17 protein-coding genes are annotated in these 20,195 nt (G+C 68.8%); 7 read left to right on the top strand and 10 right to left on the bottom strand.

Annotated features, from left to right (window positions below):
- The 9 genes from CGR01S_RS12485 to serA form a co-directional block, all read right to left on the bottom strand.
- The coding region (locus CGR01S_RS12485) for a high affinity choline transporter 1 (RefSeq protein ID WP_042427588.1) at positions 1-1,443 on the bottom strand (1,443 nt) is incomplete at its 3' end.
- A gap of 111 nt (positions 1,444-1,554) precedes the next feature.
- On the bottom strand, positions 1,555-3,123 hold the full coding sequence (ubiB, locus tag CGR01S_RS12480) for a ubiquinone biosynthesis regulatory protein kinase UbiB (RefSeq protein ID WP_042427585.1): 1,569 nt from the start codon (positions 3,121-3,123) through the stop codon (positions 1,555-1,557).
- Positions 3,120-3,683 (bottom strand): hypothetical protein, encoded by a 564-nt coding sequence (locus CGR01S_RS12475; protein WP_042427582.1) that lies wholly within the window; start codon positions 3,681-3,683, stop codon positions 3,120-3,122. The genes ubiB and CGR01S_RS12475 overlap by 4 nt, the downstream gene beginning before the upstream one ends.
- Before the next feature lie 61 nt (positions 3,684-3,744).
- Entirely contained in the window at positions 3,745-4,740 is a 996-nt protein-coding gene (locus CGR01S_RS12470; protein ID WP_042427580.1) for a Tim44 domain-containing protein, read from the bottom strand.
- Positions 4,741-4,772: 32 nt separating this feature from the next.
- On the bottom strand, positions 4,773-5,504 hold the full coding sequence (gene ubiE, locus CGR01S_RS12465) for a bifunctional demethylmenaquinone methyltransferase/2-methoxy-6-polyprenyl-1,4-benzoquinol methylase UbiE (RefSeq protein WP_042427578.1): 732 nt from the start codon (positions 5,502-5,504) through the stop codon (positions 4,773-4,775).
- A gap of 142 nt (positions 5,505-5,646) precedes the next feature.
- Positions 5,647-6,126, bottom strand: coding sequence for a gamma-butyrobetaine hydroxylase family protein (locus CGR01S_RS12460; RefSeq protein WP_042427576.1), 480 nt, complete (start codon positions 6,124-6,126; stop codon positions 5,647-5,649).
- Between the two features lie 59 nt (positions 6,127-6,185).
- Complete coding sequence (locus tag CGR01S_RS12455) at positions 6,186-6,671, bottom strand: HIT family protein (RefSeq protein WP_042427575.1); 486 nt, start codon at positions 6,669-6,671, stop codon at positions 6,186-6,188.
- Positions 6,668-10,588, bottom strand: coding sequence for a DUF3683 domain-containing protein (locus CGR01S_RS12450; RefSeq protein ID WP_042427572.1), 3,921 nt, complete (start codon positions 10,586-10,588; stop codon positions 6,668-6,670). The genes CGR01S_RS12455 and CGR01S_RS12450 overlap by 4 nt, the downstream gene beginning before the upstream one ends.
- A 125-nt stretch (positions 10,589-10,713) precedes the next feature.
- Positions 10,714-11,943, bottom strand: a complete 1,230-nt coding sequence (gene serA / locus CGR01S_RS12445; RefSeq protein ID WP_042427569.1) for a phosphoglycerate dehydrogenase — start codon at positions 11,941-11,943, stop codon at positions 10,714-10,716.
- Between the two features lie 297 nt (positions 11,944-12,240).
- On the opposite strand from serA, the gene ugpB reads away from it, so the two are divergent.
- The 6 genes from ugpB (at position 12,241) to CGR01S_RS12415 (ending at position 18,459) form a co-directional block, all read left to right on the top strand.
- Positions 12,241-13,548, top strand: a complete 1,308-nt coding sequence (ugpB, locus tag CGR01S_RS12440) for a sn-glycerol-3-phosphate ABC transporter substrate-binding protein UgpB (RefSeq protein ID WP_042427565.1) — start codon at positions 12,241-12,243, stop codon at positions 13,546-13,548.
- A 103-nt stretch (positions 13,549-13,651) separates the two neighbouring features.
- Positions 13,652-14,533 carry a sn-glycerol-3-phosphate ABC transporter permease UgpA gene (gene ugpA, locus CGR01S_RS12435; RefSeq protein WP_042427562.1) on the top strand — a complete coding sequence of 294 codons (882 nt, stop codon included), beginning with the start codon at positions 13,652-13,654 and terminating at the stop codon, positions 14,531-14,533.
- Positions 14,534-14,538: 5 nt separating this feature from the next.
- Positions 14,539-15,393 (top strand): sn-glycerol-3-phosphate ABC transporter permease UgpE, encoded by an 855-nt coding sequence (ugpE, locus tag CGR01S_RS12430; RefSeq protein ID WP_042427604.1) that lies wholly within the window; start codon positions 14,539-14,541, stop codon positions 15,391-15,393.
- Positions 15,394-15,453: 60 nt separating this feature from the next.
- Positions 15,454-16,476 (top strand): sn-glycerol-3-phosphate import ATP-binding protein UgpC, encoded by a 1,023-nt coding sequence (locus CGR01S_RS12425; protein WP_042427561.1) that lies wholly within the window; start codon positions 15,454-15,456, stop codon positions 16,474-16,476.
- A complete protein-coding gene (gene ugpQ / locus CGR01S_RS12420) occupies positions 16,473-17,240 on the top strand; it encodes a glycerophosphodiester phosphodiesterase (protein WP_042427559.1) in 768 nt (255 codons plus the stop codon). The genes CGR01S_RS12425 and ugpQ overlap by 4 nt, the downstream gene beginning before the upstream one ends.
- A gap of 79 nt (positions 17,241-17,319) precedes the next feature.
- A complete protein-coding gene (locus CGR01S_RS12415) occupies positions 17,320-18,459 on the top strand; it encodes a DUF1513 domain-containing protein (RefSeq protein WP_052382556.1) in 1,140 nt (379 codons plus the stop codon).
- Between the two features lie 47 nt (positions 18,460-18,506).
- Here the strand turns inward: CGR01S_RS12415 and CGR01S_RS12410 are convergent, their stop codons facing one another.
- A complete protein-coding gene (locus CGR01S_RS12410) occupies positions 18,507-18,785 on the bottom strand; it encodes a hypothetical protein (protein ID WP_042427558.1) in 279 nt (92 codons plus the stop codon).
- Positions 18,786-18,859: 74 nt separating this feature from the next.
- Here CGR01S_RS12410 and hemA point away from each other — a divergent pair, with 74 nt between their 5' ends.
- The gene (gene hemA / locus CGR01S_RS12405; RefSeq protein ID WP_042427556.1) at positions 18,860-20,152 is read left to right on the top strand and encodes a glutamyl-tRNA reductase; all 1,293 of its coding nucleotides are present in this window, start codon (positions 18,860-18,862) and stop codon (positions 20,150-20,152) included.
- The last annotated feature ends 43 nt before the right edge of the window (positions 20,153-20,195 follow it).

Below are 20,195 nucleotides of genomic sequence, written 5' to 3'. Positions count from 1 at the left end.
GGGGCTGCCCTGGTAATGGTGCACGCGCCCCTTGTGGTCGGGAACGAACTGGGGCAGCAGCGAGCCACCCACCATGCCCGCGAACGCCGCCAGCAGGCCGGCGAGCTGTTGCGGGAAGGCCTCGTTGAGCACCGGGCTCGCCACGAACCACAGCCAGACGCCGATGCCCAGGACGACCGCCAGCAGCGCCCCCTGGGTGGTGGCACGCTTCCAGTAGATGCCCAGCACCAGCGGCACGAAGGCGCCGACCAGCGGCACCTGGTAGGCGCCCGAGACCAATTCGTAGATCGACGAGCCCTGCATGGTGATGGAATAGACCAGCACGCAGACCGTGAACACCAGCACGCTGATGCGCATGGCCTTGAGCGTTTCGGCGTCGCTCATGCCGGGGCGCAGGTTGCGCAGGATGTTCTCGACGAAGGTGGTCGAGGGCGCCAGCAGCGTGGCCGAGGCCGTGGACATGATGGCCGAGAGCAGCGCGCCGAAGAACGCCACCTGCAGCCCCACGGGCATGTGCTCCATCACCAGCGTGGGCAGGACTTTCTGGGGATCGTCGCCCAGCAGTTCGGCCGTGCCCGGCATGACGATGAGCGCGGCCATGACCACGAACATGGGCACGAAGGCAAAGCCGATGTACAGCAGCCCGCCCACCACCGGGCCGGTCCGCGCGGTGCGCGCGTTGTTCGACGACATGACGCGCTGGAACACGTCCTGCTGCGGAATGGAGCCCAGCATCATGGTGATGGCGGCGGCGATGAAGAAGGTCCACTCCTTGACGCCGCCCGTGGGCAGGAAGTTGAACTTGCCCTCGCGCGCGGCGAGGTCGATGACCTTGCCCGCACCGCCGGCCATCTCCCCGGCGTACCAGGCTATGAGCAGCAGGCCCACGGCGATGACGATCATCTGCACGAAGTCCGTCAGCGCCACCGACCACATGCCGCCGTACAGCGTGTACACCAGCACCACCACGGTGCCGATGACCATGCCCCAGGCCAGCGAGATGGCGCCGTGGCTCAGCAGGTTGAACACCAGGCCCAGCGCCGTGATCTGCGCACCCACCCAGCCGAGGTAGCTGAAGATGATGATGCACGAGCACAGCACCTCGACCGCGCGCCCGTAGCGCTGGCGGTAGTAGTCGCCGATGGTGATGATGTTCATCGCGTACAGCTTGCGCGCGAAGAACAGGCCCACCAGCACCAGGCACATGCCCGCGCCGAACGGGTCTTCCACCGTGCCGCCCAGGCCTTCCTTGACGAACTGCGCCGGCGCGCCGAGCACCGTCTCGGAGCCGAACCAGGTGGCGAAGGTGGTGGCGATGACCACGGCCAGCGGCAGGCTGCGCCCGGCGACGGCGTAATCCGCCGTGTTATGCACGCGGCGCGCGGCAAACAGGCCAATGGCGATCGATGCCGCCAGGTACAGAACGATGAAAGACACCAGCATGTGCGCGGCTCCGTTCCATGGACAAAGAAAAGTGGAGGGAAAAAACGACGCGCATTATCGGCGCATCCGGCGCGCACGCCGGCCGCCAAGGCGCCACCTGGGGAAAACCCTTTAAAAAATCCGCACGCGGATGACGATCAGCATGGTGACCAGCCCCAGGACAAAGCCCAGGCCCGCAAAGACCAAGCCCTGCAGCAGGCGGTTGGTGCGCTTTTGCTCCTTGAGCAGCTCCAGCAGCTCGCGCGTGGGCTGCGCCTGGGCCTGGCGCTGCAGGTGGTCGTGCAGCAGGCGCGGCAGGGCCGGCAGGATCTTGGCGTAGTGCGGCGCCTGGTCGCGCAGTTCGTGCCGCAGGCGCTGGGGGCCGAGCTGCTCGAGCATCCACTTCTCCAGGAACGGCTTGGCCGTGCTCCAGAGATCCAGGTTGGGGTCGAGCTGGCGGCCCAGGCCCTCGATGTTGAGCAGGGTCTTCTGCAGCAGCACGAGCTGGGGTTGGATCTCGACGTTGAAGCGGCGCGAGGTCTGGAACAGGCGCAACAGCACCATGCCGAGCGAGATCTCCTTGAGCGGGCGGTCGAAATACGGCTCGCACACGGTGCGCACGGCCGATTCGAGATCGTTCACGCGCGTCTCGGGCGGCACCCAGCCGCTCTCGATGTGCAGCTCGGCCACGCGCTTGTAGTCGCGCCGGAAGAAGGCCGTGAAGTTCTGCGCCAGGTACTCCTTGTCGGTCGCCGTGAGCGTGCCCACGATGCCGAAGTCCAGCGAGATGTAGCGCCCGAAGGTGGCTGGATCCAGGCTCACCTGGATGTTGCCCGGGTGCATGTCGGCATGGAAGAAGCCGTCGCGGAACACCTGGGTGAAGAAGATGGTCACGCCGTCGCGCGCGAGTTTGGGGATGTCCACCCCCGCTTCGCGCAGCCGCTCGACCTGGCTGATGGGCACGCCGTTCATGCGCTCCATCACCATCACCTCGGGGTGGCAGAAGTCCCAGTGCACGATGGGCACTTCCACCAGGCCCAGCCCCTCCATGTTGCGCCGCAGTTGGGCGGCGTTGGCGGCCTCGCGCACTAGGTCGAGCTCGTCGTGCAGGTAGTTGTCGAACTCGGCCACCACCTGGCGGGGCTTGAGGCGCTTGCCGTCGGCCGACAGGCTCTCGACCCAGCCGGCCATCATGCGCATGAGGGCCAGGTCTTTCTCGATCACGGGCAGCATGCCCGGGCGCAGCACCTTGACGGCCACATCGTGCCGCCGGCCCTGGCGGTCGCGCAGGGTGGCAAAGTGCACCTGGGCGATGGAGGCACTGGCCACGGGCTCGCGCTCGAAGCTCTCGAACACCTCGGCGATCGGCCGCTTGAACGCGCGCTCGATGGTGGCCACCGAGATGGCGGGGTCGAAGGGCGGCACGCGGTCCTGCAGCAGGGCCAGTTCGTCGGCGATGTCGGGCGGCATGAGGTCGCGCCGCGTGGACAGCACCTGGCCGAACTTGACGAAGATGGGCCCCAGGCGCTCGAGCGCCTCGCGCAGGCGCTGGCCGCGCGGCGCACGCAGGTCGCGCCCGACGGAGACCAGGCGCGCCAGCAGGCGCAGCCAGGGCTTCTGGAAGCTGTTGAGCACCAGCTCGTCGAGCCCGAAGCGCAGCGCCACCCAGACGATGGTGGCCCCCCGGTAGAACTGCTTCATGGGATGGTGCGGTCCGCGGACCAGGCCGCGGCGCCGCCCGGCGCGCGCGTCTGCAGAAAGCCGCGCAAGGCCTGCACGGCGCTGCCCGCGGCACTGGCCAGGGCGTGCGCCGGCACGTCGCCGAGCAGGCGGGCGAGGTCGTCCTCCAGGTCCCAGCGCAGGTTGTCGGCCAGCCACTGGATGTCGCCCGCGAACTGCACGTCACCGTCGATGCGCACGGCCGGGCGTTCGCCGCGCAGCGCCGCCTGCGCCAGGCCGAGCGGCGAGGACTCGGTCACCTCCAGGCGCAGGTCGGGCACGCGCGCCTCGGGGGCCAGGTCGAACAGGCCGGCGGGCGTGACCTGCAGCGCCAGGAAGAACTGGCGCCACTGCACGCGCACCACGCGGCCGCGCCGCGGCAGCAGGCGCTGGGTGGCCGCGTCCTCCTGCATGAGCACGTGGTTGAGCAGCAGCACCAGGCGGTGCTGCGTCTCGTGCACCACCCACTGCGGCGGCTGGGGCCCGGCGGCCACGCGCTCGAACAGCGGGCCCAGAAAGGAAAAAGGGGACTGTGTTGCCATAGCCCCCGATTATTCCCCGAACCGTGCGCCCCGGGCGCACGGCAACATCAAACGCGGGACATTACTGCAGCGCCTGCACGCCGGCCACCAGCCAGCCGCTCTTGCCGTCCTTGGGCTTGGTCATGTTCCAGACCTCGCGGAAGGGGCTGGGGCCGGCGGAGGGTTCCTCGCGGATCATGCCCGAGAACTCCACGCTGGCCATGTAGGCCTCGCCCAGGTCTTCGATGCCCAGCAACTGGGCTTCGAGCATGACCACGTCGGTCTGGTTGGGCTGGCCGCCACCCTGCTGTTCGCGCTCGGCGAGCTGGCTGCGGATTTCGCTCAGCATGGTGTCGGTCATCATGGAGCGCAGCGTGGCCACGTCGGCGCGGTCCCAGGCGGCCTGCAGGGTGATGAAGTTGCGCCGCGCCGCATCGGTGAAGCCGGCCACGTCGAAACCCTCGGGCACGCCCCAGTTCTGCGAGCCGCCCAGGGCCGAGCCGATGATGGAGCCGCCGCCGCTGCGCGGAGCCTCGAAGGCCATGCTGGCGCGCTCCCAGGGGCGGGCCGAGGCGTCGTTGCCGACCTTGTCCGGGCTGTAGTTGCGCGGCACGCTCGCCTCCTGCGGCGTGGCGGCGCCTGCGCCCTGGAAGGCAAAGGGCGCCCCGCCAGCGGCGGCGGCCGCCGGCTTGCGCGCACGCATGATCATGCCGATGACGCCAAAGGCCACCAGCGCCAGCAAGGCCACCAGCAGGATGTTGCCGAACGCGGCCCCCAGGCCCAGCGAATGCGCCAGCCAGGCCAGGCCCAGGCCCGCGGCCAGGCCACCGAGCATGGCGCCCCAGGGCTTCTTGGGCGCGGCCGCGGCCGGCGGTGCGCCGGCGGGGGCGGGCTTGGCGGGAGCCGCCGCCGTGCCCTGCGCGGGCGCTGCCGGGGCGGCGGGCGGGTTGGCGCTGCGCTGCGTCACATTGCCCGATTGCTGGCCCACGGACCTGCCGCCTCCCAGGCGCTTGGCCTCGGCCTCGGGCTGCACGGCCAGCAGAGCAAGCACGAACAGGGCGGACAGGAAGGTTCTCATCACAGGGCTCTCCTTGGGGTTCACGTTACGGGTCAACACTTGATTCCGACATGCAGGGCGACGACGCCCGCGGTCATGTTGTGGTAGTCCACATGGCCGAAGCCGGCCTCGTGCATCAGGGCCTTGAGCTCCTCCTGGCCCGGGTGCATGCGGATGGACTCGGCGAGGTAGCGGTAGCTGTCGGCATCGCCGGCCACGAGCTGGCCCAGGCGCGGCAGGATGTGGAAGGAATACCAGTCGTAGGGCTTGGCCAGCGGCTGGGCGACCTTGGAGAACTCCAGCACCAGCAGTCGGCCGCCGGGCTTGAGCACGCGGCACATCTCGCGCAGGGCGACGTCCTTGTGCGTCATGTTGCGCAGGCCGAAGGCCACGCTGACCAGGTCGAAATGGGCGTCGGGAAACGGCAACTGCTCGGCGTCGCACACCAGGGTGGGCAGCACCACGCCCTGGTCGAGCAGGCGGTCGCGCCCCACGCGCAGCATGGCCTCGTTGATGTCCGTGTGCACCACGCGGCCGGTGGCGCCGACCTTCTTGGCGAAAGCCAGGGACAGGTCGCCCGTGCCGCCCGCGATGTCGAGCACCTGGTCGCCCTCTTTCAGGCGGGCCACCATGACGGTGTAGGCCTTCCAGGCGCGGTGCAGGCCGCCGGACATCAGGTCGTTCATCACGTCGTACTTCGAGGCGACGGAGTCGAACACACCACGCACGCGGCGTGCCTTGTCCTTTTCATCGACCGACTCGAAACCGAAATGCGTGCTGCTCATGGTAGGGATGCTATAGGTGAAGGTGACAACCCCGCGCTGGCGTGGGGTATACACATTTTAAGCCTTAGCGGCCCTTGAGGCTCGTCAAATCGGCGCGGCAAGCTCTGCTTTTGATAGCGCAACAAAGCCTGCCGGGTGTTGCTTATTGGCAGCCGCAGCCCCCGGAGCCGCAGCCGCCGCCCTCGGGCTTGCTGCGCGTGAGGGAAAAGCCCTGCGCGGGCGCGCCGCCGGCGTGTGCGCCGGGCATGGGTGCGTCGCGCTCCAGGCCGGCGTCCTGCAGGCGCTGCAGGTAGCGCTGCCACAGCGCGTCCTGCCGCTGGCCCAGGTCGTAGAGGTAGTCCCAGGAGTAGATGCCGCTGTCATGCCCGTCGGAAAAGCGCGGCTGGATGGCGTAGTTGCCGATGGCGGCGATGTCCTCGATCTCGACCGCGCGCTTGCCGGTCTGCAGCACCTCCTGGCCCGGGCCATGGCCCATGACCTCGGCCGAGGGCGAGTACACGCGCAGCAGCTCGAAGGGGATGCGAAAGTGCGCGCCGTCGGAAAACACCAGCTCCAGGGTGCGCGACTGGCCGTGCACGGTGATGGACCGGGGGGTGGGAGCGCCGGGGACCAGGCCTGCCATGGGGAACCTCCATTTCAGAAGAAAACCGGCTGCAGCGCTTGCTGCACAAGCGCTGCCAGCTATTGTTGCGATAGCGCCTGCAAGCGCTCGCGCAGCCGTGCGTGCACGTGCGGCAGGCGTGCGGCCAGCGCCGCCTCCTGCTCCACGGCGCGCGCGCGCTGCGCCGGCGCCCAGACGGGTGCGGGAAAGTGGCTGTCCCAGTCGAAGCGCGCGATCACGTGCCAGTGCAGGTGCGGCACCATGTTGCCCAGCGCGGCGAGGTTGATCTTGGTGGGCGCCAGCTGCGCACGCAGCACCTGCTCGACGGCGGCGACGGCCTCCATGCAGTGCTGGCGCTCGGCGGCGGACAGGTCGGAAAACTCGGCCACATGCGCGTTCCAGACCACGCGGTAGAAGGCCGGAAAACCGGCCTCGTCGGCGCGGATGACGCGCAGCGCCGCGCCGCGCCAGACCAGCTCACCGCCCTCGGTGGCGCAGAGCGGGCACGCCGGGCTGGCGGCCGCCGCCGCAGGTCCGCCCGTACCTGGCGCGGGGAGCGCGCTCACACCAGCACCCGTTCGATGCCGCCGGCGTTGGCGCGTTGCACGTACTCGGGCAGCCAGTTCTCGCCCAGGATCTGCTTGGCCATCTCGATGACGATGTAGTCGGCCTCGAGCAGGCCGTTCTGCAGGTCATCCTGGTAACGCGAGATGCCCTGCAGGCAGCTGGGGCAGCTCGTGAGGATCTTGATGTTGTCCTGCGCGCCCACGGCGCCGCTGGCGCGCAGTTGCGCCTCGCCCTTGCGGATTTCCTCTTCCTTGCGGAAGCGCACCTGGGTGGAGACATCGGGCCGCGTCACGCCCAGCGTGCCCGATTCGCCGCAGCAGCGCTCGCTCTTGAGCACCTGGTCGCCCACCAGGGCGCGCACGGTCTGCATGGAGTCGCCCTGCTTCATGGGGTTGTGGCAGGGCTCGTGGTACAGGTAACCGCCCTGCCCTGCCGGCAGGGTGATGCCCTTTTCCAGCAGGTATTCGTGGATGTCGATGATGCGGCTGCCGGGGAAGATCTTGTCGAACTGGTAGCCCTGCAGTTGGTCGTAGCAGGTGCCGCACGAGACCACCACCGTCTTGATGTCCAGGTAGTTCAGCGTGGTGGCCACGCGGTGGAACAGCACCCGGTTGTCGGTGATCATCTTCTCGGCCTTGTCGAACTGGCCGCTGCCGCGCTGCGGATAGCCGCAGCACAGGTAGCCGGGCGGCAGCACGGTCTGCACGCCGGCGTGCCACAGCATGGCCTGCGTGGCCAGGCCCACCTGGCTGAACAGGCGCTCGGAGCCGCAGCCGGGGAAGTAGAACACCGCCTCCGTGTCGGCCGAGGTGGCGGCCGGGTTGCGGATGATGGGCACGTAGTCCTTGTTCTCGATGTCCAGCAGCGCGCGCGCCGTCTTCTTGGGCAGGCCGCCGGGCAGCTTCTTGTTCACGAAGTGGATCACCTGCTCCTTGACCGGCGCCGTGCCCACGGTGGCCGGCGGGTGCGCGGTCTGCTTGCGGGCCACGCTGCGCAGCGCGTCCACGGCCATGCGCTGGGCCTTGAAGCCCACGTTGACCATGGCGCCGCGCAGCAGCTTGATGGTGTCGGGGTTGGTGGCGTTGAGCATGGCCATGGCCAGCTTGTTGCCCGGGCGGAAGCTCTTCTTGCCCATCTTGCGCAGCAGGTTGCGCATGTTCATGGTCACGTCGCCGAAGTCGATCTTGACCGGGCAGGGGTTGTAGCACTTGTGGCACACGGTGCAGTGGTCGGCCACGTCCTCGAACTCCTGCCAGTGGCGGATGGACACGCCGCGGCGCGTCTGCTCCTCGTACAGAAAGGCTTCGGCCAGCAGCGAGGTGGCGAGGATCTTGTTGCGCGGGCTGTACAGCAGGTTGGCGCGCGGCACGTGCGTGGCGCACACCGGCTTGCACTTGCCGCAGCGCAGGCAGTCCTTGACGCTGGCGACGATGTCGCCGATGTCGCTCTGCTGCATGATCAGCGACTCGTGGCCCATCAGGCCGAAGCTGGGCGTGTAGGCGTTGGTCAGGTCGGCGAACATCAGCGAACTGCGCGCGCCCTTATGGGCCGGATTGGCCTGCAACGCTTGCTGACTCTGCGCCAGCAGCTCCTGATTTCGCAGCAGTTTGCCGCGGTTGAAGCGGCCGTGCGGGTCCACCTTGCGCTTGTATTCGGCAAACGGCGCCAGTTCCTCGTCGGTCAGGAATTCGAGCTTGGTGATGCCGATGCCGTGCTCGCCCGAGATCACGCCGTCCAGGCTGCGCGCCAGCACCATGATGCGCGCCACGGCCTCGTGCGCGGTCTGCAGCATGGCGTAGTTGTCGCTGTGCACGGGGATGTTGGTGTGCACGTTGCCGTCACCCGCGTGCATGTGCAGCGCCACCCACACGCGGCCGCGCAGCACGCGCTGCTGCACCTCGCCCAGGGCCTGCATCAGCGGCTCGAAGTCGCTGCCGGTGAAGATGTTGCGCAGCGGATCGCGGATCTGCGTCTTCCAGCTCGCGCGCAGGCGGTGGTCCTGCAGCTGCGGGAACAGCTCCTCCACGCGCCGCAGCCAGTCCTGCCAGAGCGCGCGCGTCTCGCGCACCAGGGCCAGAGCCAGGGCCAGCTTCTCCTCCAGCAGCTCGGGCGAAGGCAGCTCGCCGCCCGCCCCGGGCTTGCCCAGCGGCAGATCGCCGCGGGTCAGGAAGTCCTCCAGCGCATCGGCCAGCTCGATCTTGTTGCGCAGGCTCAGCTCGATGTTGATGCGCTCGATGCCGTCGGTGTACTCCGCCATGCGCGGCAGCGGGATCACCACGTCCTCGTTGATCTTGAAGGCGTTGGTGTGGCGGCTGATGGCTGCGGTCTTCTTGCGGTCCGCCCAGAACTTCTTGCGCGCCTCGGCGCTCACCGCCGTGAAGCCCTCGCCCGAGCGCGAGTTGGCGATGCGCACCACCTCGGCGGCGGCGCGGGCCACGGCGTCGGGGTCGTCGCCCACGATATCGCCCACCAGCAGCATCTTGGGCAGGCCACCGCGCTTGGACTTGGTGGTGTAGCCCACGGCCTTGAGGTAGCGGTCGTCCAGGTGCTCCAGGCCGGCCAGCAGCACGCCGCTGCGCTTTTGCTCGGCAAACATGAAGTCCTTGATCTCCACGATGCTGGGCACGGCGTCCTTGGCATTGCCGAAGAACTCCAGGCACACGGTGCGCGTGTGCTCGGGCATGCGGTGCACGATCCAGCGCGCGCTGGTGATCAGGCCGTCGGTGCCCTCCTTCTGCACGCCCGGCAGGCCGGCGAGGAACTTGTCCGTCACGTCCTTGCCCAGGCCCTCCTTGCGGAAGGTCCTGCCGGGGATGTCCAGGCGCTCGGTGCGGATGGGCGTCTTGCCGTCGGCCTGGAAATACTGCAGTTCGAAGCTGGCCAGCTCGGCATCGTGGATCTTGCCCAGGTTGTGCCCCACGCGCGTGACCTCCAGCCACTCGCCGTCTGGGGTGACCATGCGCCAGCTCGCCAGGTTGTCCAGCGCCGTGCCCCACAGCACGGCCTTCTTGCCGCCTGCGTTCATGGCGATGTTGCCGCCGACGCACGAGGCCTCGGCACTGGTGGGGTCCACCGCGAAGACGAAGCCGGCCGCCTCCGCCGCGTCGGCCACGCGCTGGGTGACCACGCCGGCCTCGGTCCAGATCGTGCCCACCTCGCGGTCCACGCCCGGCAGGCAGCGCATTTCCACCCCGGTCATGGCCTCGAGCTTTTCGGTGTTGATCACGGCGCTGCGCCAGGTGAGCGGAACCGCCCCCCCCGTGTAGCCCGTGCCGCCCCCGCGCGGGATGATGGTCAGCTCCAGCTCGATGCAGGCCTTGACCAGCGCGGCCATCTCGGCCTCGGTGTCGGGCGTGAGCACCACGAACGGGTATTCCACGCGCCAGTCGGTAGCGTCGGTCACGTGGCTCACGCGCGAGAGGCCGTCGAACTTGATGTTGTCCTTGGCGGTGTGGCGGCCCAGGCGGCGCGCCACCTTCTTGCGCAGCTCGCCGGCCTCGACCAGCGTGGCGTCGAACTCGGCGATGGCACGGCGCGCGGCATCCACCAGCACGCCCACGCGGCGGTCGCGCTCGGCGTCTTCCTGCGGCAGGCGGCGCTTGTCGATCTCCGCCATGCGGTGCTCGAGCGCATCGACCAGCAGCTTGCGGCGCGCCGGGTTGTGCAGCAGGTCGTCCTGCAGGTAGGGGTTGCGCTGCACGACCCAGATGTCGCCCAGCACCTCGTAGAGCATGCGCGCCGAGCGGCCGGTGCGGCGCTCGCGGCGCAACTGGTCGAGCACGCCCCAGGCCTCCTCGCCCAGCAGGCGGATGACGATTTCCCGGTCGGAAAAGCTGGTGTAGTTGTACGGAATCTCGCGCAAGCGCGCAGGTTCAGCAGCCTGCACCTGGGCCGCCTGTGCATTCGAAACATTCATGGGGAATCTTGCCTGGACGCACGAGCGCCTTTGAGCCTCGGGGGCGCGATTTTATGCCAGCGCCCTGCACCGTGCAGGCCGCGGGTCTAGGGGGCGCCATCCAAACGGGCGCCCCGCGCCAGGCCTCAGAACAGCACGCGGCAGCGCAGGGTGTGCGGCACCTGCTGGAGCTTTTGCAGCGCCAGCTCGGAGGACTGGGCGTCGATGTCGATCACCACGTAGCCGATGGCCTCGTTGGTCTGCAGGTACTGGGCGGAGACGTTGATGGCGTTGTCCGAGAAGATGCGGTTGATCTCCGAGAGCACGCCCGGCACGTTGCGGTGCACGTGCAGCAGGCGGTGCTTGCCGCTTTGCGCGGGCAGCGCCACCTCGGGAAAGTTCACCGACGAGGTGGTGGTGCCGTTGTCGCTGTAGCGCACCAGCTTTTCCGCCACCTCCACGCCGATGTTGGCCTGGGCCTCCAGCGTGGAGCCGCCGATGTGCGGCGTGAGGATGACGTTGTCCAGGCCGCGCAGGGGCGAGACGAACTCGTCCTTGTTGCTGCGCGGCTCGACCGGAAACACGTCCACCGCCGCGCCCAGCAGCCTGCCCGCCCGGAGCGCCTCGGCCAGGGGCTCGATCTCGACCACCGTGCCGCGCGAGGCGTTGATGAGGATGCTGCCGGGCTTCATGGCGGCGATCTCGGCGGCGCCCATCATCCATTGCGTGGAGGGCAGCTCGGGCACGTGCAGCGAGACGATGTCGCTTTGCGCCAGCAGGTCCTGCAGGCTGGCGGCCTGGCGCGCGTTGCCCAGCGGCAGCTTGGCCACCACGTCGTGGAAGACGACGTGCATGCCCAGGCTTTCGGCGAGCACGGAGAGCTGCGAGCCGATCGCCCCGTAGCCGACGATGCCCAGCGTCTTGCCGCGCGCCTCGTAGGCGTTCTCGGCGCTCTTGAGCCAGCCGCCGCGGTGCGCCACGGCGTTCTTCTGGGGCACGCCGCGCAGCAGCAGAATGGCCTCGGCCAGCACCAGCTCGGCCACCGAGCGGGTATTGGAGTACGGGGCATTGAACACGGCGATGCCGCGCTCGCGGGCGGCCAGCAGGTCCACCTGGTTGGTGCCGATGCAGAAGCACCCGATGGCCACCAGCTTGTGCGCGTGCGCCAGCACCTCGGCGGTGAGCTGGGTGCGCGAGCGGATGCCGATGAAATGCACGTCGGCGATGCGTTGGATCAACTCCTCCTGCGGCAGCGCGCCGGAGAGCGCCTCGATCTGGCTGTACCCGGCATTGCGCAGCACCTGCAGAGCGCTGGGGTGCAGGCCTTCGAGCAACAGGAATTTGATCTTGCTTTTGTCGAGCGAGGTGGGGGGCATGGCAGTCCTGTGGTGGCACGGCCGGGGCGCGCGGCAGGTGCGCGCTGGGCCGGGGTAGTAGCTGAGTAAATTGGCGGGTTATCCTAGCATGGTGCAGTGCACAAAACCGCAGGATGGCGGGGCGCCACTACCCGCATCAGGGACAAAGCGGGAGCGTTCGCAGGCGGGTTTTCCCGGTAGGGAATCCCGCCCCGCATGGGTAAAAAGCCCCCATGCCTTCATGACAGCCACGCGCCTGTCACAGACCCACCCGACGATAGGGCGCAGCATTCCGTCCATTCATCCGAGGAGAAACGCATGACATACCGCACCCTGGCCCTTGGCGCCGCACTGGCCCTGCTGGGCGGCACGGCCCAGGCCCAAACCGAAATCCAATGGTGGCACTCCATGGGCGGCGCCCTGGGCGAGTGGGTGGGCGACCTGGCCAAGGAGTTCAACGCCAGCCAGAAGGATTACAAGATCGTGCCCACCTTCAAGGGCAGCTATGACGAATCCATGACGGCCGCCATCGCCGCCTTCCGCGCGGGCAATGCGCCGCACATCCTGCAGGTGTTCGAGGTCGGCACGGCCACCATGATGGCCAGCAAGGGCGCCATCGTGCCCGTGGGCAAGGTGATGCAGGCCGGCGGCGTGAAGTTCGACCCCGGCGCCTACGTGCCCGCCGTGGCCGGCTACTACACGGCGCCCAACGGGCAGATGCTGAGCTTCCCGTTCAACAGCTCCACGCCGGTGTTCCACTACAACAAGGACGCCTTCAAGGCCGCGGGCCTGGACCCGAACAAGCCGCCCACGACCTGGCCCGAGGTGGCCTCCGCCGCGGCCAAGCTCAAGGCCACCGGCCACAAGTGCCCCTTCACCACGAGCTGGATCAGTTGGACGCAGCTCGAGAGCTTCTCGGCCTGGCACAACGTGCTGTTCGCCACCAAGAACAACGGCTTCGGCGGCCTGGACACGCGCCTGGCCTTCAACACGCCGCTGCACCTGCGCCACATCGAGAACCTGGCCAACATGTCCAAGCAGGGCCTGTTCGTCTACAAGGGCCGGGGCAACGCGGCCGACGCCACCTTCGTCTCGGGCGAATGCGCCATGGCCACCGGCTCCTCGGCGCTGTACGGCAACGTCAAGCGCAACGGCAAATTCGACTACGGCATCGGCACCCTGCCCTACTACCCCGACGTGCCGGGCGCACCGCAGAACACCGTGATCGGCGGCGCCAGCCTGTGGGTCATGAGCGGCAAGAAGCCGGCCGAGTACAAGGGCGTGGCGCAGTTCTTCGCCTACCTCTCCAAGCCCGAGGTGGCCGCCGCCAGCCACCAGCGCACCGGCTACCTGCCGGTGACCAAGGCCTCCTACGAGCTGACCGAGAAGTCCGGCTTCTACAAGCAGAACCCGGGCACGGACGTCTCGGTCGAGCAGATGATCCGCAAGACCACGGACAAGTCGCGCGGCGTGCGCCTGGGCAACTTCGTGCAGATCCGCACCATCATCGACGAGGAGATGGAAGGCGTCTGGAGCGGCAAGAAGAGCGCCAAGGAGGCGATCGGCGCGGCCATCCGGCGCGGCAACGAGCAATTGGAACGCTTCCAGAAAGCGAACAAGGGCTAAACCCCCCGTCCGCTGGCAGCGGCAGCACTGACAATCCCCCCGCCCGACCCTTTCCCGCCCCGCGGGGGAGGGTTTTGGGGCCTTCAACCGGCGCACGCATCGCATGGAAAAACGTGTTCTCTTCCGCTCTGCCTGGCTGCCCTGGCTGCTGATCGCGCCGCAGATGGCCATCATCGTGGTGTTCTTCTTCTGGCCTGCGGGCCAGGCGCTCTACCAGAGCGTGCTGCAGGAGGACGCCTTCGGCACCAGCCGCGAGTTCGTGGGCATGGCGAACTTCGAGCGCCTGTGGAGCGACCCGGGCTACCTCGAGTCCTTCCAGACCACGGCCATCTTCTCCGTGCTGGTGGCCGCCTCGTCCATGTCGCTGGCGCTGCTGCTGGCCGTCATGGCCAACCGTGTGGTGCGCGGCGCAGGCCTGTACAAGACGCTGCTCATCTGGCCCTATGCCGTCGCGCCCGTGGTGGCCGGCGTGCTGTGGCTCATGCTGTTCGCCTCGCCCTACGGCGTGATCGCCTTCGCGCTGCAGTCCCTGGGCTATGACTGGAACCACCTGCTCAACGCCAACCACGCCATGGCGCTCATCGTCATGGCCGCCGCCTGGAAGCAGATCTCCTACAACTTCCTGTTCTTCCTCGCGGGCCTGCAGTCCATACCGCACTCGCTCATCGAGGCGGCGACGATCGACGGCGCCTCGCCCTGGCGGCGCTTCTGGACCATCGTGTTCCCGCTGCTCTCGCCCACCACCTTCTTCCTGCTGGTGATGAACGTGATCTACGCGTTCTTCGACACCTTCGGCACGGTGGACGCGGCCACGCACGGCGGCCCGGGCAAGGACACGGCCATCCTGGTCTACAAGCTCTACTACGACGGCTTCAAGGCCCTGGACATGGGCGGCTCGGCCGCGCAGTCGGTGGTGCTGATGGGCGTGGTCATAGCCCTCACGGTGGTGCAGTTCCGCTTTGTCGAGAAGAAGGTCCAGTACTGATCATGATGGTCGAACGCCGCCCCGTCCTCGACTTCGTCGCCCACGCCGTGCTGCTGCTGGGCGTGCTGGTCATCGCCTTCCCGGTCTACCTGGCCTTCATCGCCTCCACGCAGTCGGCCGAGCAGATCGCCTCCAGCCACCCGCTGTCGCTGCTGCCGGGCACGCACTTGCTCGAGACCTACCGCCTCGCCCTGCTGGGCGGCAAGACGCACGCGGGCTCGACCATCGCCGCAGGCTGGCCCATGCTGGGCGTGAGCCTGGCCATGGCCCTGGCCATCGCCGTGGGCAAGATCGCCATCTCGCTGCTCTCGGCCTTTGCCATCGTGTACTTCCGCTTCCCGCTGAAGAACGCCGTGTTCTGGATGATCTTCATCACGCTGATGCTGCCCGTGGAGGTGCGCATCGGCCCGACCTACGAGGTGATCTCCAATCTGGGCATGCTCAACACCTATGCCGGCCTCACGGTGCCGCTGATCGCCTCGGCCACGGCCACCTTCCTGTTCCGCCAGTTCTTCCTCACCGTGCCCGACGAGCTGGTGGAGGCGGCGCGCATCGACGGCGCCGGGCCCATGCGCTTTTTCCTCGACGTGCTGCTGCCCCTGTCCAAGACCACCATGGCGGCGCTGTTCGTGATCCAGTTCATCTACGGCTGGAACCAGTACCTCTGGCCGCTGATGGTCACCACCAGCGAGGACATGTACCCCATCGTGCTGGGCATCAAGCGCGCCATCTTCGGCGAGGTCTACGTGGAGTGGAACGTGGTCATGGCCACCGCCATCCTCGCCATGCTGCCGCCGGCGCTGGTCGTGATGCTCATGCAGAAGTGGTTCGTCAAGGGCCTGGTGGACACGGAAAAATAAGCAAAATCCGCTTTCAGCGCTTATACAGCAAGCGCTGGAAGCTACTGAAAACATAGCACCATGGCATCCCTCTCCCTGCGCAACGTCGTCAAGCGCTACGGCCACGGCCCCAAGGCCAACCAGGTCATCCACGGCGTGAACGCCGAGATCGCGGACGGCGAATTCATCGTCATCGTCGGCCCCTCGGGCTGCGGCAAGTCCACGCTGCTGCGCATGGTCGCCGGGCTGGAGGAGATCAGCGGCGGCGAGATCGCCATCGGCAGCCGCGTGGTCAACCAGCTCGAGCCCGCCGAGCGCGACATCGCCATGGTGTTCCAGAACTATGCGCTCTACCCGCACATGAGCGTGTTCGACAACATGGCCTACGGCCTGAAGATCGCCAAGCGGCCGCGCGACGAAATCCGCGCGCGCGTGGACAAGGCCGCCAAGATCCTGGAGCTCTCGCACCTGCTCGAGCGCAAGCCGCGCGAACTCTCGGGCGGCCAGCGCCAGCGCGTGGCCATGGGGCGCGCCATCGTGCGCCAGCCACAGGTGTTCCTGTTCGACGAGCCGCTCTCCAACCTCGACGCCAAGCTGCGCGCACAGACGCGCATCGAAATCCAGAAGCTGCACCGGAGCCTAAGCATCACCAGCCTGTTCGTCACGCACGACCAGGTCGAGGCCATGACGCTGGCGCAGCGCATGATCGTCATGAACGCGGGCCACATGGAGCAGTTCGGCACGCCCGAGGAGGTCTACCACACGCCCGCCTCCACCTTCGTGGCCAGCTTCATCGGCTCGCCGCCCATGAACCTGCTGCAGCACGCGCCGGGCGTGGCGCCCGGGCAGATCCTGGGCATACGCCCCGAGCACCTGGACGTGGGCCCGGACGGCTGGGACGTGGCCGTGGACACCGTGGAGCTGCTGGGCGCCGAGCGCCTGGTCTATGCGCGCCTGGGGGACGAGCCGCTCATCGTGCGCATCGAGGAAGGCGCCCCCGCGCCGCGCAGCGGCGAGCGCCTGCGCGTGCGCCCGCGGCCCGACCGCCTGCACGCCTTCGACGCCGCCAGCGGCAAGCGCATCGCCGCGCCCGCACAGCCATGACCGCCCCCTGGCCCTACCCCCGCTGGATCGCGCACCGCGGCGCCGGCCGCCTCGCGCCCGAGAACACGCTGGCCGCCTTCCGCCTGGGCGCACGCTACGGCTACCGCATGTTCGAATGCGACGTCAAACTCACGCGCGACGGCCTGCCCTTTCTCATGCACGACGCCGAGCTCGCGCGCACCACCAACGCCGCCCAGGCCTTGGGCCCGCAGGCCAGCCCCATCGGCGGCGAGCACGCCTGGGGCACGCTCGCGCAGCTCGACGCCGGGAGCTGGCACAGCCGCAACTACGCCGGCGAGCCGCTGCCCAGCCTGGCCGCCATCGCGCGCTACTGCCTGGCCAACGGCCATGCCCTGAACATCGAAATCAAGCCCACGCCGGGCCTGGAGGAAGCCACGGGCCGCGTGGTGGCCGAACATGCCGCGCGCCTGTGGCAGGGCCAGGCCGTGGCGCCGCTGCTGTCGTCCTTCCAGGTGCCCGCGTTGCGCGGCGCCCAGGCCGCGGCCCCGCACCTGCCGCGCGCCCTGCTGCTGGATGCGCTGTGGGACGGCTGGTGGAGCCTGGCCCGGGAGCTGGGCTGCACCGCCATCGTCTGCGACCATGCGCTGTGGAACGCCGGGCTCGTCGCCCTGGTGCAGGGTGCGGGCATGCGCTGCCTGAGCTACACCGTGAACGACGCCTGGGCCGCCGAGCGCCTCATCGCCCTGGGCACGGACGGCATCATCACCGACCGCGTCGACCTGTTCGCCCCCACGGACGCCTGAACAGCGCCCCGCGGGGCGCAGATTGCTCCGGCGCTTGCGATTTATCAATTACGAATCATTCTTATTTGTAGTATTCTTCGTGCATCGCCACTTCCTGCCCGAGACCGCCGTGCACCGCCGCCATTTTCTGGAACAACTGGGCGCCGCCCTGGGAGCCGCCGCACTGCCCGCCCTGTCCCGTGCCGCCGCCACGGGCCAACCCCTGCGCGTGGCCGGCGGCTGGCGCATGAACGAACGCGACTGGCAGACCGGCGCCCTGCGGGTGGACTGGGAGCAGGGCCGCGTGAGCACGCAGTTCGCCGTCAGCACGCCCACCCTGCCCCACGCCATCGTGCCCGAGCCGGGCGGCGGCTTCCTGGCGGTGGCCACGCGCCCCGGCACCTGGATGCTGCGCCTCGACGCCCAGGGCCAGGTGCAGCAGCGCCTCACCATGGCCGACGAAGGCGATGCGCGCACGCTGGACGGCCACGTCATCGCCAGCCCCGACGGGCACTGGCTCTACACCGGCGAGACCGACCGCCAGACCGGCGCCGGCTGGGTCAGCGTGCGCGACGTGCGCGACCTGCGCAAGGTGGCCGAGCACCGCACGCACGGCATCGACCCGCACCAGATCCTCGTGGACGCGCAGGGGCGCCTGGTGATTGCCAACGGCGGCATCCCGCGCACCCCCACGGGCGACAAGCGCAACCTGGAGCGCATGGACCCCAAGCTCGTGCTGCTCAAGCCCGAGAACGGTGAACTCCTGGGCACATGGAGCCTGCGCGACAAGCGCCTGGCGCCGCACCACATCGCCTGGAACCGCCCGCTCGCCGGCGGCGCGCAGCTCCTGGGCGTGGGCCTGCAGGCCGAGCACGACGACCCCGCCCGGCGCCGCGACGCCCCGCTGCTGGCCGTGTGGGACGGCGCGCAGCTCACCACGCCGACCCACATGGTGGCCGATGGCTACGCGGGCGACGTGGCCGCCGGGCCCAACGGGGGTTTCGTGCTCACTGCCCAGTTCGCCCACCGCGTCGTGCTGTGGCAACCGCACGAGCCCGACAAGCTGCTGACCATCGGCAAAGTGCAAAACCCATGCGGCCTGTGGCCCCTGGAGGACGCGCCCGGCGTCACCCTGGGCGGCGGACTGGGGCTGGCGCGCTGGCACCCCACGGAGCCCCCGGCCATGCTGCGCTGGCCCGCGGGCATGGCGGCGGGCAACCACTGGGCGGTGCTGGGGTGACCCCCAGGCGCTGCGCGCCTTCACCCCAGCGCGGCGCGGCGGCCCGCTCAACCTCTCCAGCCACGCCCCAGCAGCCACTGGGCCGTGGCCATGGCCAGTACCAGGGCCGCGTAGGTGGCCATCTTGCCGTCGCGGCCGTAGTACCACAGGCCGGCGGCGAGCACGGCGCAGCCTACTACGAAAACAATAGCTGCTCGCGCCCACCAGGAAAGGCGCGAAGCCGATTTTGGCATCAAGAACCGCCCCCCCAGCGCAAGCGCCAGGGCCAGCGCCGCCGCGGGGGCGGCAAAGTTGAGCAGGTGGTTGAGCAGGGTCAGCGGGGCCATGGAAAAATGACGTAAATCAAGACCTGTGCGCATGCGCCTGGCCTAGTGCGGCAGAAATTTTATAATCCGGACCCATGACTGTCTGGGCCCTGGGCATCAACCACACGACCGCGCCGCTCGATCTGCGCGGTCGCTTTGCGTTTGCGCTCGACCAGATCGCGCCCACGCTGCACGGCCTGCGCCAGGCGCTGGGCCAGGGCGGCGCCAGCGTGGAGACGGCCATCATCTCCACCTGCAACCGCACCGAGATCTACTGCGCGGGCGAGCGCCCGGCCCTGGACAGCACCCTGGGCTGGCTGGCCCACAGCGGCGGCGTGAGCCCCGCCGTGCTGCGCGAGCATTCCTACATCCTGGAGCACGGCCCCGTGGCGCGCCACGCCTTCCGCGTGGCCAGCGGGCTCGACTCCATGGTGCTGGGCGAAGCCCAGATCCTGGGCCAGATGAAGGACGCCGTGCGCGCCGCCGAAAGCGCGGGCGCCCTGGGCAGCACGCTCAACCAGCTCTTCCAGCGCAGCTTCGCCGTGGCCAAGGAGGTACGCACCAGCACCGAGATCGGCGCGCACAGCATCAGCATGGCCGCCGCCGCCGTGCGCCTGGCGAGCCAGCTTTTTGAAGACCTGGGCAGAACGCGCGTGCTGTTCATCGGCGCGGGCGAGATGATCGAGCTGTGCGCCACGCATTTCGCCGCGCGCAACCCCAGGCAGATCGCCATCGCCAACCGCACGCTCGAGCGCGGCGAAAAGCTGGCCACGCGCTTTGGCGGCTCCGTCATGCGCCTGGCCGACCTGCCCGAGCGCCTGCACGAGTTCGACATCGTGGTGAGCTGCACCGCCAGCAGCCTGCCCATCGTGGGCCTGGGCGCCGTCGAGCGCGCCCTCAAGAAGCGCCGCCACCGCCCCATGTTCATGGTGGACCTGGCCGTGCCGCGCGACATCGAGCCCGAGGTCAAGCAGCTCGACGACGTCTACCTCTACACCGTGGACGACCTGGCCAGCGTGGTGCAGACCGCCCAGGCCAACCGCCAGGCCGCCGTGGCGCAGGCCGAGGCCATCATCGACGCGGGCGTGCAAAGCTTCATGCACTGGCTGGACCAGCGCCACCCCGAGCACGGCGTGGTGCCGCTGATCCGCCAGATCCAGGACCAGGCCGACGTCTGGCGCGCCATCGAACTCGACCGCGCCAGAAAGCGCCTGGCCAAGGGCGAGGACATCGACACCGTGCTCGACGCCCTCTCGCGCGGCCTGGCGCAGAAGATGCTGCACGGCACCCTGGCCGAGCTGCGCGCGGGCGACGCCAGCACGCGCGCACAGACGGCGGACACCGCCGCACGCCTGTTCCTGCGCTCGCAGAGCAAGAAGACGCTCTAGCGGCGCTCGCTGCCGCAGCATTGCAAGCCCCATCGGCCTCTGG

Source organism: Comamonas granuli NBRC 101663 (genome assembly GCF_000739995.1).
Lineage (GTDB): Bacteria > Pseudomonadota > Gammaproteobacteria > Burkholderiales > Burkholderiaceae_C > Simplicispira > Simplicispira granuli.
This window is presented reverse-complemented; position numbering and strand designations above follow the sequence as displayed.